Here is a 14,120-nt window from a genome sequence, read left to right on the forward strand (position 1 = left end):
CTATGATTGAAAATGAAATCATACAACTTTTTGAAGAGAGTGCCAACCTAAAAAAAGATTTTGTTTACGAGTATGCAGAAGATATTGTCAATTTAGGTATTCTTATTGCAAGAAGGTTAAAGTTAGGAAAAAAAGTCTTAATATGTGGAAACGGTGGTAGTGCAGCTGACAGCCAACACTTTGCAGCTGAGATAGTCGGAAGATTTGAAAAGGAACGAAAAGGTTATCCTGCAATAGCCCTAACAACAGACACATCAGCCCTTACAGCAATAGGAAACGATTACGGATTTGATAAAATTTTTTCAAGACAAGTTGAAGCCCTTGGAGAAAAAGGAGATATACTCATAGGAATATCTACAAGTGGCAACTCTCAAAACGTTATTCAAGCAGTAGAAGTAGCAAAACAGATAGGAATATTTACTGTAGGATTCTTAGGAAAAGACGGAGGAAAACTTAAAAACTTAGTAGATAAAGCCTTTATAGTAAGGTCAGATAACACCGCAAGAATCCAAGAAGTCCATTTAACTTTGGAACATTCAATTTGTAAAGTTATAGATATGTACCTTACTGGAGAAATAAAGGAAGATGAGTGATGAAAAAAATTTAGACGTTCATCCTTTAGTAGATGTATCAGACAAGAAAGTAAAAAGAATATCTCCGATAAAAATAGCAGTTGTAAGTGTAATAGTATCATACATCGCTATTGGATACCTTTTTTATGATTACTATAAAAGTAAAGAAAACTTAAATCCACCTTTAAACATAGTAGAAGAGTATCTAAAAGTTGAAGAGGTTGTAAAAGCAGTTGAAAACTCTTTAAAATCTAATTTAACCCTTGATACAAAAGAAGTAAAAACAGAAGAAGAAATAATACAAGATTTAGCTCAAAAAAGTATAAACTTACCTGACCTAAAACAAACAATAGATAAAACGTTAAATCTACCACCACCTTCCCTACCTCAAACTCAATCTTCTCCTGCTCCTCAGACTCTTCAAATTCCCTTAAGTAGATACGACTACTTTTTACAAAAAGCCCGTGAGTATGAGAGTATCGGTAACTATAAATATGCAATATTCTTTTACTTAAGAGCTTTTGCAGAAAACCAGAAGGACTATGACAGTAAGTATAAAGTAGCTCAGCTCTACTACAAGTTAGGGCAGATACAGTTAGCAGTAGAATCTGCAGTAGACAGTTTAAATATAAAACCTGACTACCTTCCATCTCTACATTTTTTATCAGAGGTTTACCTAAAAACAGGGTACAAACATTCACAGTTAAAAACATTCTTAGAACAAAATATAAATAAGTATCCAAACGAAAAAACGCTACTTTATGCCCTTGCAAAAATATATAAAGAGGAAAATAATTTAGAAGGTTACAATCAAGTAATTTCTAAAATAGAAAGTAAACAATGAATTTTATAGATGAACTTAACTTAATAGTAGTAGATACAGAACTAAATATAAGAAGGATAAGTCAGACTTTAGTAGAGCTTCTAAACTATCAAAACTATGAAGTAGTTGGAGAAAAACTTGATAAGATCTTAGATAAACCATTAAAGGATTTAAATGATGTATCAAGTTTTGTTGCATTTTTAAAGACCAAAAATGGTAATCTATACAAAGGTTATTTCAAAGTTGACAAACTTTACGACTATTACAACCAAGTTAGAGGGTACTTGATTCAATTTATGGAGTTTAACGAGGTAGAGTTAAACGATGACTTTATTGTATTTAACACTCAAAACATCAAAATGAAAAAACTTTTAGAGAGAGCTTCCTTGGTTGCACAGCATGATGTGTCAGTTTTAATATCTGGAGAAACAGGAACAGGAAAATCAAAACTTGCAAAGTGGATACATATTAACAGTAAAAGGTCAAGAAACAAGTTTGTATCTGTAAACTGCTCTGCCATTCCAGATACACTCTTTGAATCAGAGTTTTTTGGGTATGAAAAAGGAGCGTTTACAGGAGCTGTATCATCTAAACCCGGTAAAGTTGAGATTGCAGACGGAGGAACTTTATTCTTAGATGAGGTTGGAGATTTATCTCTAACATCTCAGGCAAAACTACTTGTTTTTGTAGATACAAAGGAGTTTGAAAGACTTGGAGCTAACAAAGCAAAAAAAGTTGACGTAAGAATTATATCCGCAACAAACAAAGACCTAATAAAAGAGATGGAAAAAGGAAACTTTAGAAATGACCTATTTTACAGAATATGTGCAGTAAAGATAGAGATACCACCTTTAAGAGAAAGAAAAGAAGATATACCTTTGATTGTTAACAGTATTTTATCTAAAAAAGGAAAAAGAATAACCACCAGAGCAATGCAGTATATAATCTCTAAAGACTGGTATGGAAACGTAAGGGAGCTGAGGGCTTTTTTAGATGCTGTTTGTATATTTTGTAATTCAGATTTTATAGATTTAGAAGATTTAAGTAATGAGTACGTCAATTTCAATCACGAAAAAGATGATATTGAGTTTTCAGAAGAAGTTTTATTTAACGAGCAGAAAAGGATCATAGAGGCTTTAAAAAGGGCTAACGGGAATAAGAATAAAGCTGCAAAACTTCTTGGTATAAGTCCCGTTACCCTCTGGAGAAAGATAAAACAGTACAATATTGAACTGTAAATTACTTTCTTTTGTTTACTTCTAAAATTTTCTTTCTTATTCTTATTGCATCAGGAGTAACTTCTATTAGCTCTGTTTCGTTTATCCATTCCATAGCTCTTTCAAAGTCCATCTTTTTAGCAGGAATAATTTTTATGTTTTCATCAGAACCAGATGCTCTCATATTTGTAAGTTTTTTCTCTCTAGTTACGTTAACATCAAGGTCATTTTCTCTGTTGTGTTCTCCTACAACCATTCCTTCATAAACTTCCGTTCCAGGGTCAATAAAGAAAACTCCTCTATCTTGAAGTCCAAAAATTGCGTAAGGAGTTGCAACACCTTTTCTATCTGCTATTAAAGCACCGTTTATCCTTGTTTTTATTTCACCTTGCCACTCTTCCCAACCTTCAAAAATTGTGTTTAAAAGTCCTTCTCCTCTTGTATCTGTTTTAAACTCAGACCTGTATCCAATTAAACCTCTGGAAGGTATTATAAACTCAAGTCTTACTCTTCCAAAACCGTGATTTATCATGTTTACCATTCTACCTTTTCTTGAACCAAGTTTTTGTGTTATCGTTCCTACAAACTCTTCTGGAGTATCTATTAATACTCTTTCTACAGGCTCATACTTTTTACCGTTTATCTCTTTTACGATAACTTCAGGTTTTGATACTTGAAACTCATATCCTTCCCTTCTCATCATCTCTGCTAAAATAGAAAGCTGAAGCTCTCCTCTACCCATTACTAAAAATGAGTCTGGATTTTCTGTATCTTCAACTCTTATGGCTACGTTTGTTAAAGTTTCTTTATACAGTCTTTCTCTCAGATGTCTTGAAGTTAAAAATCTTCCACTTCTTCCTGCAAAAGGAGAATCGTTTACAGAAAAAATCATAGATATCGTTGGTTCTTCAACTGTTATTGGTGGAAGTGCTACTGGATTTTCTGCATCGGCTATTGTTTCACCTATAGTTATATCATCTAAACCTGCTATGGCTACTATATCTCCTGCCTTTGCTTCTTTTGTTTCTATCCTTTTTAATCCTTCGTAAGTGTATAAAGCTCTTACAGAACCTTTTATCACAGTTCCATCTCTTTTAACTACGGCTACTTGTTGATTTTGTTTTACACTTCCATTGAATATCCTACCTATGGCAAGTCTTCCAACAAAGTTGTCATAATCTAAAGAAGTTATTAAAAATTGTAGCCCTGCATCTTTGTCGTAAGTTGGAGCTGGTATGTACTGTATTATCTTTTCAAACAGTGGCTTTAAGTCTTTTGAATCATCATTTAAATCTTCTTTTGCAATACCATCTCTACCTATTGTGTAAAGTATTGGGAAATCAAGTTGGTCTTCTGTTGCATCTAAATCTATAAATAAGTCGTAAACTTCGTTTATTACTTCTTGAATCCTTGCATCAGGTCTATCTATCTTGTTTATTACAACAATAGGAGTTAAGTTTGATTCTAAAGCTTTCTTTAACACAAACCTTGTTTGTGGCATAGGCCCTTCTGCAGCATCTACCAAGAGTATAACACCATCTACCATTTTTAAAGTTCTTTCCACTTCTCCACCAAAGTCTGCGTGTCCTGGAGTGTCAACGATATTTATTTTATACCCTTTATACCTTACGGCTGTATTTTTTGCCATAATGGTAATTCCTCTTTCCCTTTCCAAATCTATGTTATCCATAACTCTTTCAGCAATTTCTTCATTTTCTCTGAATAATCCTGACTGTTTTAACATTGCATCTACGAGGGTTGTTTTTCCATGGTCAACGTGGGCTATAATGGCAATGTTCCTAATGTCTTCTCTAAAAACTTTGTTTGTCTCTAAAACTTTTTGGTTTAACTGCATAAAATCTCCTTAATAAAAAAATAAGCTAACAATTATAACAGAAACTTATCTAAAAATTCGAATAAATAACTTTGTAAAGTTGGTAAAATTAATTTAGAATTAGATATTATCTCCTGAGGATTTAGCTTTTCTTGTTTTATTTCTTCTTCATAAACATCAATCCATTGTTTTACCATCTCTTCGTTTACCTCAATATGAAACTGTAATCCTACAGCTCTTTCAAATACAAAACCTTGATTTTCATAAATTTCATTCTTAAAAACTCGTTCAGCTCCTTTTGGTAAATTAAAAGTATCTCCGTGCCATTGAAATGCTTTAAAATTTTTTGGAAAATGAGAAAATAAAGCATTTTCAGAAACCTTTTCTATATCAAAAAACCCTATCTCTTTACCTTTTTCTCCTTTATACACTTCTCCACCCAAAACTTTTGCTAACATCTGACATCCAAGACATATACCAAGTAAAGGAATTTGGTGTTTCAAAGATTGTTCTATTACTTCAAATTCGTATTTTAAAAATGGATATAGATTTGATTCATAAACACCCATATACCCACCTAATATAACTATAAAGCTATATTCTTCTACAGGTAATTTAAGTTTTTGACCTTTTGGGGTATCAATATACTCAATAGTAAAACCTCTTTGTTTTAAATAATCTTCAATAACACCTAAATGTTCAATATCTACATGTCTAATAGCAGCTACTTTTCTCATGGTTAACTCCTTTTATAGAACAAGTTTTATTACCAAATTGTAATACAATTTTTATACCAATTTTCAACCTTTTGCATCTTTAAAAGATTTAAGTTATTATTAAGATTGAAAACTACCTTGGAGGTACAAGATGATTAGGTTACCGATGTTAATTGGAGGAGAAGAGGTATTTAAGGATGAAGTTATTGACGTTATCTATCCATACAATCAACAAAAGGTAGGAGAAGCTGTAAAAGGGTCTGTAGAAGATGTTGAAAAAGCCGTAGAAAAAGCCAAAGTAGGATTAAAAAAATTAAAACAACTTACAGCGTACGAAAAGTATAAGATACTCCTAAAAGTAGCGCAGCTCCTTGAAGAGAGAAAAGACGAGTTTGCAAAGGTTATAACCTTAGAAACGGGAAAAACTATAAAAGAATCAAGAGTAGAAGTTGAAAGAGCCATAAACACAATAACATTTTCTGCAGAGGAAGCAAAGAGAATAGGTGGAGAAGTAGTTCACTTTGATGCATCTCCAAACGGTAGAGGAAAAAGAGGATACTACTTTAGAGTCCCAGCAGGGATAGTCGCAGCTATAACACCTTTTAACTTTCCAGTAAACCTTACAGCTCACAAAATAGCACCTGCAATAGCAGCTGGATGCCCGTTTATACTAAAACCAAGCGAAAAAACCCCTTTATCACCAACAATGTTATGCCAGCTTTTCTTGGAAGCAGGAGTTCCAAAAGAAGCCGTATCAATTATTCCGGGTTTTGCAGATGTAGGACAAGCAATGACAACCCATCCTGACGTTAGAGTAGTTTCTTTTACAGGAAGTTTAAAAGTAGGAGAAATAATAGCAAAACAAGCAGGTCTTAAAAAGATAGTTATGGAACTTGGTTCAAACTCTGCAGTTATAGTAGACAAAGATGCAAACTTAGAACTTGCAGCTAAAAAATCAGTTTTAGGTGGCTTTGCTTTAGCAGGTCAAGTTTGTATATCTGTTCAAAGGGTGTTAGTTCACAAAGAAGTTGCAGATGAGTTTGAAAACCTACTAAAAAAAGAAGCTTCCAAACTAAAGTATGGAGACCCTATGGAAGAAGACACTGACGTAGGACCAGTAATATCAATAAACGAAGTAGATAGAATACAAACATGGATATCAGAAGCAGTTATGAAAGGTGCAAAAGTTAGCCTTGGTGGGCAAGCAGAAAAAACACTGTTTAAACCTACTATAGTATCAGAGGTTCCAGAAGATTCAAAACTATTCTACGAAGAAGCCTTTGCACCAGTTGTTGCAGTAAAAAGGTTTGAGACTATAGAAGAAGCTATAGAGATGGTAAACAAGACTAATTATGGCTTACAAGTAGGGATATTTACAAACAACCTTAAAAATGCTTGGAAAGTTATAGAAGAAGTTGAAGTTGGTGGTGTTATGGTAAACGATATTCCAACCTTTAGAGCTGATAACATGCCTTACGGTGGTGTTAAAGGAAGTGGTATAGGAAGAGAAGGTCCAAAGTTTGCTATAGAAGATTACACAGAAATTAAAGTCGTTGCCTTTGATTTAAATGCATAAAAATTATGCAAACATACCTACTGGTTGAATAAAAAAAGTGCAATAGTTAATTACCTTTTTAATGTAAAATATTTAAAAGCTTTTAATTTAAAGGTTTTGCACTTTTGGCATGAAATTTGATTATAAAAAGTTGGAGGTCTTAAAAAATGAAAAAAGTTGAAGCAATTATTAAACCATTTAAGTTAGACGAAGTTAAAGATGCACTTACAAACATAGGAATCTATGGTATGACAGTTTCAGAAGTTAAAGGTTTTGGAAGACAGAAAGGTCATACAGAACTTTATAGAGGAGCTGAATACGTTATAGATTTTTTACCAAAACTTAAAATTGAAGTAGTTGTAGATGATGAGCAAGTTGAGAAAGTTGTAGAGGCGATAATGCAGGCAGCAAGAACAGGTAGAATAGGAGACGGAAAAATATTCATCATTCCTATAGATGATGTTATAAGAATAAGAACTGGAGAAAGAGGTCCAGAAGCAGTTTAAAAAAATTTATAAAGGAGGTTTTTTAAATGATGATTCAATGTCAAACACCAGACGATGTAATGCGTGTCATTTCAGAAAAAGGTATAACGTTCATTGACCTTAAGTTCTCTGATCCCTTCGGTCAATGGCAACACCTAACTATCCCTACCCATGAGTTTGGTTTACACTCTTTTGAAGAAGGAATTCCTTTTGACGGCTCTTCTATAAGAGGTTGGAAGGGTATTCAAGAATCAGACATGCTCTTAATACCAGACCCAAAATCTGCCTTTATAGACCCATTTATCAATGAACCAACTTTATCACTAATATGTGATGTAGTTGACCCTATTACAAAAGAGCCTTACTCAAGAGACACAAGACAGATAGCCAAAAAAGCCCTTGAATTTTTAAGATCAACAGGTATAGGAGATATTGCTTATTTTGGTCCTGAAGCAGAATTTTTCATTTTTGATGATATAAGATTTAGTACAGGTCCTAACCACGCTTTCTATCAGATAGACTCAGAAGAAGCTTGGTGGAACACATCAAGAGAAGAAAATCCAAACCTTGGTTATAAAATACCTTTCAAAAGAGGATACTTCCCTGTATCTCCTTTAGATAAAACCCACGACATAAGAATGGAAATGGTAAAAACCCTTGAAGAAGTGGGAATAACTGTAGAGAGAGAACACCACGAAGTAGCAACTGCAGGACAGGGAGAAATAAACTTTAGATTCTCTGATATAATTGGGTCAGGAGATAACATACTAAAGTATAAATACGTTTTAAGAAACGTAGGATATAGATTTGGAAAGTTTGTCACATTTATGCCTAAACCAATAGCAGGAGATAACGGATCAGGAATGCACGTTCACTTCTCTATATGGAGAAACGGAGAAAACCTTTTTGCAGGAAACTCTTATGCAGGACTTTCAGAGATAGCTCTTTATGCAATAGGTGGAATAATAAAGCACGCAAGGGCTATATGTGCATTTTCAAACCCAACAACAAACTCTTATCATAGACTCGTTCCTGGGTACGAGGCACCTGTTAGACTTGCTTACTCTGCAAGAAACAGATCAGCTGCTATAAGAATACCTCTTGGATCACAATCTCCAAAAGCAAAAAGAATAGAAGTAAGATTTCCAGACCCATCTTCTAACCCATACCTAACCTTTACAGCTCTACTAATGGCTGCTATAGACGGTATAGAAAACAGAATCCATCCAGGAGAGCCATTAGATAAGGATATATACTCACTTCCACCAGAAGAGCTTGCAAACGTTCCTCAAACTCCAGGGTCATTACAAGAAGCTATAGACGCTCTCAAAGAAGATAAAGAGTTTTTACTAAAAGGTGGAGTAATGGACGAAGACTTTATAAACATGTGGATAGAAACAAAACAGGCTGAAGTAGACGCTATAAGACTCGTTCCACATCCAAAAGAGTTTGAATTATACTTTGACGTATAAAACAAAAGGGGCTTTAAAGCCCCTTTTCTTAAAATTTTACCTCTCAAATTTTCCTTTAAAATCTCTATACCTTGTTCTTACATACTTTTTTACTTGTTGATATCTTCTTTCAAATCTGTTTGGTGTTTTGTAGGTTGGTAAGGCCTTGGCTCTCTGTAAAATAGCCTATAAACAGCAGGCAAAATAAGTAAAGTTAACATGGTAGAGGTAAATATACCTCCTATTACTACTGTAGCTATCGGTTTTTGAGTCTCTGAATCTACGTCGTTTGTAATTAGTATAGGTACAAGTCCCAAAGATGCAGCTGTTGCTGTTATCAGTATAGGTCTTAGTCTTAATTTTGTTGCAACTTCTATAGCTTTATCTATAGGTTTTCCTTCTTCTAAAAGCTGTCTTATGTAAGATATTAAAACAACACCGTTTAAAGTAGCTATTCCAAATACGGCTATAAATCCGATAGCTGCTGGAACAGATAAATTAAAACCGGATAAGTAAAGGGCAACAATTCCTCCTATAGTTGCAAAAGGCACGTTTAACATAACTATCAAGCTGTCTTTTGCAGAGTTGTAGTTAATGTAAAGTATTATGAATATGAGAAGTATAACTATTGGTATAACTATAGATAACTTTTTCATAGCTCTTTCTTGATTTTCAAACTGTCCTGCAAACTGTATAACATAACCTTCAGGAAGTTTTACGTTTTTCTCAATGTTTTGTCTAAGGTCATTTATAAAACTACCTAAATCTCTCCCTTTCAAGTTAGCTTGGACCAAAGCATATCTCTGACCGTTTTCGTGTCTTATCTTAAAGAAACCTTCAGAGATTTCAATATCCACAACCTGAGAAAGAGTAACTATCTTGTTTTCAGAACTTACTATGGGAGTACTTAAAAATCTTTCAATATCGTTTATATCTCTATCTGGAATCTTAACTATAATTGGATAGGATATTAATCCTTCCCGTAAGTTATTTACTTCCACTCCAGCTATTGCTTCTTTTATGATTCCAAGTAAATCTTCAACTGTTAAGTTGAATTTTGCAAGTTGATCTTTTTTAGGGTATATTTTTAGCTGAAGTTTTCCTTTTTGAACTTCCATCTCAACATCAACAGCACCAGGTGTACCCTTTACAATACTTTCAATGTTTTTACCTATCTCGTTTAACATCTCCAAATCATCCCCAAAAACTTTTATAGCAACAGTTGACTTTACCCCTGACAAAAGTTCATCTATTCTCATTTGGATTGACTGAGTAAAACTAAACTTTGCACCTGGAAGCTGATTTAACTTTTCCCTTAAAGCATCTTCTAACTCATCTTTTGTTTTAAAGGTCTTCCATTCACTGTAAGGTTTTAGAGTTATAAATGTCTCCATGTAATTAACATCTTCAGGGTCGCTTTTTTCAGACCTACCTAACAGTGTAAAGGCATCTTTAACTTCGGGAATAGATTTTGCAGTTTTTTCAACAAAAGACGCTACTTTTGAAGATTCTTCCCTTGTAATATTAGGATCTAAGTAAGTTTTAACAAGTAAAGCTCCTTCATCTAAAACAGGTGCGAACTCTGTTCCTATCCTTGTCAAAAGTGTTAAAGACAGTAAAAATACCACTACAACGGAAGCTATCACAACCTTAGAATACTTCAAAGTTAATCTTAATATTTTTTGATATACGTTTGATATGGCCTTCATTATTTTTGTTTCTTCTTCTTTTTCTGCTTTTATAAAGTAGTAAGCAAGTACTGGCATAAATACAAAAGCAACAAACAAAGATGCAAACAGTGCAAAGATTATAGTTGTTGCAAGAGGTTTGTAGTATTTACCTTCAACAGACTCAAAACTAAAGATAGGAATAAAGACCATAGCTATAACAAACACTGCAAACATTACAGGTCTAAAAATTTCCCTTACTGATAAAGACAATATTTCCAGTTTTTCCAACTTAGATTTTGAAAATTCTAAGTTATGATGCAGGTGCCTATAGATATTTTCTATCACGACTACCGAAGCATCTGCAAAAAGCCCCATACCTATGGCAAGTCCAGCAAATGACATTAGATTACCTGATATTCCTGCTTGCTTCATAAATATAAAAGCTATAAGCAGTGTGATAGGTATGGATAAAACTACAATTAAAGCAGTTCTAAAGTTTCCTAAGTAAAATATCATCGCTAAAGTAACTAAAACGATACCTTCTATTAAGGCTTTTTCTACAGTGTGTATAGCTTTATCTATCAGGTAAGCTTGGTCGTAAACTACTTTTAAATTTACACCTTCAGGTAAAACCTTTTTAACATCTTCTAATTTTTTGTAAACATTTTTTATAACTTCCCTTGTATTACTAAAACTTCTTTTGACAACTATGTTTCCTTGAACTTCTTCTCCGTTTAAAGAGAAAAGACCTCTCCTACCAGGAACTTCAGATACCTCTACTTGTGCAATATCAGACACTTTTATATAAAATCCATCTAAAGATTTGACTTTTATATCTTTAATGTCTTCTATACTTTTTATATATCCTATACCTCTTAAAACTACATCCTTTCCATTTATTATTCCGTATCCACCACCTGCAACCCCTCCTCCTTCTTTAATCTGATTTATAAGGTCTTCAAAGGATATGTTGTAAGCAATCATTTTGTTATAGTCAGGTCTTATTAAGTAAGCTTTATCAGGACCCCACTCGTTTATATCCTCAACTCCATCAACAGATTTTAAAAGGGGTTTTACTCTCCACCTTTCTATACTTTTTAAGTCTGCAAGTGTGTATTTATCACTTTCCAAAACATAGAACATTACAAAACTAAGACCAGAAGCGTTTGGTCCCAACACAGGTTTGTACTGAGGGTCCAAGACAGACTCAACCTCATTTAGTTTTTCCATAACTAACCTTCTGGCAAAGAATATATCAACGTTATCTTTAAAAAAGACTGTAACCTGGGATAAACCTGCTATTGATACGCTTCTTACACCTGTTACATCTTTTATCCCTGACATTACTGTTTCTACTTTCTTTGTAATAAGAGACTCAACTTCTTCTGCAGACAATCCTGGAGCTTCTGTGTATATGTTTACTTGAATAGGTGTAGGGTCAGGAAATGTATCTATAGGAAGGGTTTTGTAAGAGTAAACTCCGAAACCTACAATAAAGAGTAAAAGTAGTAAAACTATTATTCTATTAGATAAGATAAACTCTATCATTTACCTTCCTCCAACAGCTCTTTCTTCAGAAGGTTTACACCACTTACAACAACCTCATCTCCTTCCTTTAAACCTTGTATAACAACTACATTATCTGAAGAAACTTTATTAATAGCAACTTCCCTTAGTGTGTATCCTTTATCTGTTTTTACAATTACAAAATTTTTGTAAGATGTGGCTATGACGGCAGATTTAGGAATTATAAAGCCTTCTTCCGAGATTTTAAAAAGTCTAACGTTTACAAACATATTAGGTTTTAATGTAAAGTTTTTATTTTTTACAGACACTCTAATCTCATTTCTTCTAGTTTGAGGGTTAAGCTGATAATCTATTAAAGCTACCTTACCTTTTAGTTCAACGTTGTCTAACCCTACAACATAAACTTCATCTCCTACTTTAATTTTTTTTACTTCTTCAGGAGGTATTTGAGTAACTACTAAAACCTCGCTTAAATCTGCAATTTTACCTATCTCTTTATCTACACTGACAGTTGACCCTACAAAAACTGAAAGTTCTAAGACAACTCCTGAAACCTTAGATGTGATTAAAAGTTTACCGTTTTTTACAACTCCGTAAGAAAACAGAACCTTTTCAAGGGACTTTAACGTTGCAACTGCATTTTCATACTCAACTTTAGCCGAAAAGTACCTTGAGTAAGGAATAACTTCTTCTTTATACAAAAGCTCTTCTCTATCCAGTATGTTTTTGGTTGTTTGAACTTTTACTCTAGCTGTCTCTATTTGAGCTATTATCTGGTTTATCTCTGGAGATACTATTTGAGCTATAACCTGCCCTTTTTTAACAAAATCTCCCTTTTTAACAAATAGATTATCTAAAACTCCAGACACAGGGGAAGAGATTATAACTGTTTTTGATGGATTTTCTATAACTACACCAGGATACTCATCTTTGTCTATCAGTTTTTCTTTTTTTACTTTTAATGTTTTTATATCAAAATTCCTCTCAATTTCAGGATTCAACTTTACATACTTTCCATAAGAAAGTGAAAATAGTATGAGCACTAAAAAAACTACTTTTTTCATATTTCTCCTCCAATTTTGATGTACTCTGCGTAATTTTTATGTATAGAATCTAAGACTTCTAACCTGTACTTTAAGGATTGAAAGTAATCATTCTTTATGTTTGTTAATTCAAAAAGAGTTATAACTTTTAGCTTGTAGCTTTTTTCTCCAAGTTGCAGCTGTTTTTCTGTAGTAGGAATCAAGTCTGTGTTTACTTTATATAGCTGAGATTTTAAATTTTCATGAGTTTTATAGATTGTCTCATACTTAAGTTTCAAACTGTTTAAGGTGTAAGTTTTAAGGTTTTCATACTGTATCTTTTTGTGTTTCAATGATGTTAACTCACCTGCGTACCTGTAGAAAGTAGGTAATGTAGCTGATATAAAAAATCCTGCTTCATAACTGTTTTTTGTTGATTCTTTAGTTATAAATCCAAATGATATTTGAGGTTTAGATAAAGCTTTAAAGTAGTTTTCTTGTTGTGAGATTGCTTCTTGATACTTTTGGTAAGATTTTACTTCTGGGTTTTCTTCAAAGTTTAACATTTTAATATCTTTAAAACTATAAAAATCTCCTTCTACGTCAGAAACATCAAATCCCACAAAAGATGAAAGTCTTTTCAAAGACTCTTTATACTCTGCCTGAGCTTTTTCATAGTTTATCTTTGCTAAGTTGTACTCCTTCTCTGACCTGTACAAATCTACTTTTGATACCTCACCTAACTGGTAAGTTTTCTTTACAAAGTTGTATATACTTTCTGAAAAATCAAGCTCCTGTTTTGATATGCTCATAAGTTCTTTTTTGTATAAACTTTCATAAAAAAGTTTATAGATTTCACCTTTGTAGCCGTAGATAAACATTTCAAGGTTGTACTTGGAAGACTCAAGCAAAGCTTTAGCTTCGTTAACTCTGTAGCTCCTTACTCCGTAGAGAAGTAGAGGTTGAGATACAGAAAACTCTGTAAGTGTAGCTGAAGAATTTCCTTTAGATATCAACCTTCCAAACTCAGTATACACCTCAGGATTTTGAAAGCTTTTTGCTTTTATCAGTTCACCTTCTAAAACCCTTACCTCAGATTCTTTACTCTTTATAAGTTCATTCTGGATAGACTTATCTAAAATATCCTGTAAAGTTTCTCCATAACTTAAAGATAAAAACCCTAAAATTGTAAAAATGTACTTTTTCACAGCAGTCCTCCAAAAATTTTTTCAGGATTTAAAAATGGAT

11 protein-coding genes are annotated in these 14,120 nt (G+C 33.2%); 6 read left to right on the top strand and 5 right to left on the bottom strand.

Annotated features, from left to right (window positions below; all coding sequences use genetic code 11):
- The first annotated feature begins 2 nt into the window (after positions 1 to 2).
- The 3 genes from gmhA to SULAZ_RS00120 are packed head-to-tail and all read left to right on the top strand — an operon-like array spanning position 3 to position 2,633.
- Positions 3 to 593, top strand: coding sequence for a D-sedoheptulose 7-phosphate isomerase (gmhA, locus tag SULAZ_RS00110; protein WP_012674681.1), 591 nt, complete (start codon positions 3 to 5; stop codon positions 591 to 593).
- Positions 586 to 1,416 (top strand): tetratricopeptide repeat protein, encoded by an 831-nt coding sequence (locus SULAZ_RS00115; RefSeq protein WP_012673906.1) that lies wholly within the window; start codon positions 586 to 588, stop codon positions 1,414 to 1,416. Before gmhA ends, SULAZ_RS00115 begins: the two co-directional genes overlap by 8 nt.
- Positions 1,413 to 2,633: a sigma-54 interaction domain-containing protein gene (locus tag SULAZ_RS00120; RefSeq protein ID WP_012674918.1), complete on the top strand. Its 1,221-nt coding sequence runs from the start codon at positions 1,413 to 1,415 to the stop codon at positions 2,631 to 2,633. Before SULAZ_RS00115 ends, SULAZ_RS00120 begins: the two co-directional genes overlap by 4 nt.
- A gap of 1 nt (position 2,634) precedes the next feature.
- On the opposite strand, the gene typA is transcribed toward SULAZ_RS00120, so the two are convergent.
- Positions 2,635 to 4,467, bottom strand: a complete 1,833-nt coding sequence (typA, locus tag SULAZ_RS00125) for a translational GTPase TypA (RefSeq protein ID WP_012674151.1) — start codon at positions 4,465 to 4,467, stop codon at positions 2,635 to 2,637.
- A 32-nt stretch (positions 4,468 to 4,499) separates the two neighbouring features.
- Positions 4,500 to 5,183 carry a type 1 glutamine amidotransferase gene (locus tag SULAZ_RS00130; RefSeq protein WP_012673947.1) on the bottom strand — a complete coding sequence of 228 codons (684 nt, stop codon included), beginning with the start codon at positions 5,181 to 5,183 and terminating at the stop codon, positions 4,500 to 4,502.
- A gap of 130 nt (positions 5,184 to 5,313) precedes the next feature.
- Here SULAZ_RS00130 and SULAZ_RS00135 point away from each other — a divergent pair, with 130 nt between their 5' ends.
- The 3 genes from SULAZ_RS00135 to glnA all read left to right on the top strand — a co-directional run bounded on the left by SULAZ_RS00135 (position 5,314) and on the right by glnA (position 8,674).
- A complete protein-coding gene (locus SULAZ_RS00135; RefSeq protein ID WP_012674904.1) occupies positions 5,314 to 6,738 on the top strand; it encodes an aldehyde dehydrogenase family protein in 1,425 nt (474 codons plus the stop codon).
- Positions 6,739 to 6,884: 146 nt separating this feature from the next.
- Positions 6,885 to 7,223: a P-II family nitrogen regulator gene (locus SULAZ_RS00140; protein ID WP_012673920.1), complete on the top strand. Its 339-nt coding sequence runs from the start codon at positions 6,885 to 6,887 to the stop codon at positions 7,221 to 7,223.
- 29 nt (positions 7,224 to 7,252) lie between these two features.
- Positions 7,253 to 8,674, top strand: a complete 1,422-nt coding sequence (glnA, locus tag SULAZ_RS00145; RefSeq protein ID WP_012674688.1) for a type I glutamate--ammonia ligase — start codon at positions 7,253 to 7,255, stop codon at positions 8,672 to 8,674.
- An 89-nt stretch (positions 8,675 to 8,763) separates the two neighbouring features.
- Here glnA and SULAZ_RS00150 read toward each other — a convergent pair whose 3' ends face one another.
- The 3 genes from SULAZ_RS00150 to SULAZ_RS00160 are packed head-to-tail and all read right to left on the bottom strand — an operon-like array spanning position 8,764 to position 14,080.
- Complete coding sequence (locus SULAZ_RS00150) at positions 8,764 to 11,871, bottom strand: efflux RND transporter permease subunit (protein ID WP_012673745.1); 3,108 nt, start codon at positions 11,869 to 11,871, stop codon at positions 8,764 to 8,766.
- The gene (locus tag SULAZ_RS00155) at positions 11,868 to 12,914 is read right to left on the bottom strand and encodes an efflux RND transporter periplasmic adaptor subunit (RefSeq protein ID WP_012674484.1); all 1,047 of its coding nucleotides are present in this window, start codon (positions 12,912 to 12,914) and stop codon (positions 11,868 to 11,870) included. Before SULAZ_RS00155 ends, SULAZ_RS00150 begins: the two co-directional genes overlap by 4 nt.
- Positions 12,911 to 14,080 (bottom strand): TolC family protein, encoded by a 1,170-nt coding sequence (locus SULAZ_RS00160; RefSeq protein WP_012673546.1) that lies wholly within the window; start codon positions 14,078 to 14,080, stop codon positions 12,911 to 12,913. The genes SULAZ_RS00155 and SULAZ_RS00160 overlap by 4 nt, the downstream gene beginning before the upstream one ends.
- Between the last annotated feature and the right edge of the window lie 40 nt (positions 14,081 to 14,120).

The sequence above is a fragment of the Sulfurihydrogenibium azorense Az-Fu1 genome (genome assembly GCF_000021545.1).
GTDB lineage: Bacteria > Aquificota > Aquificia > Aquificales > Hydrogenothermaceae > Sulfurihydrogenibium > Sulfurihydrogenibium azorense.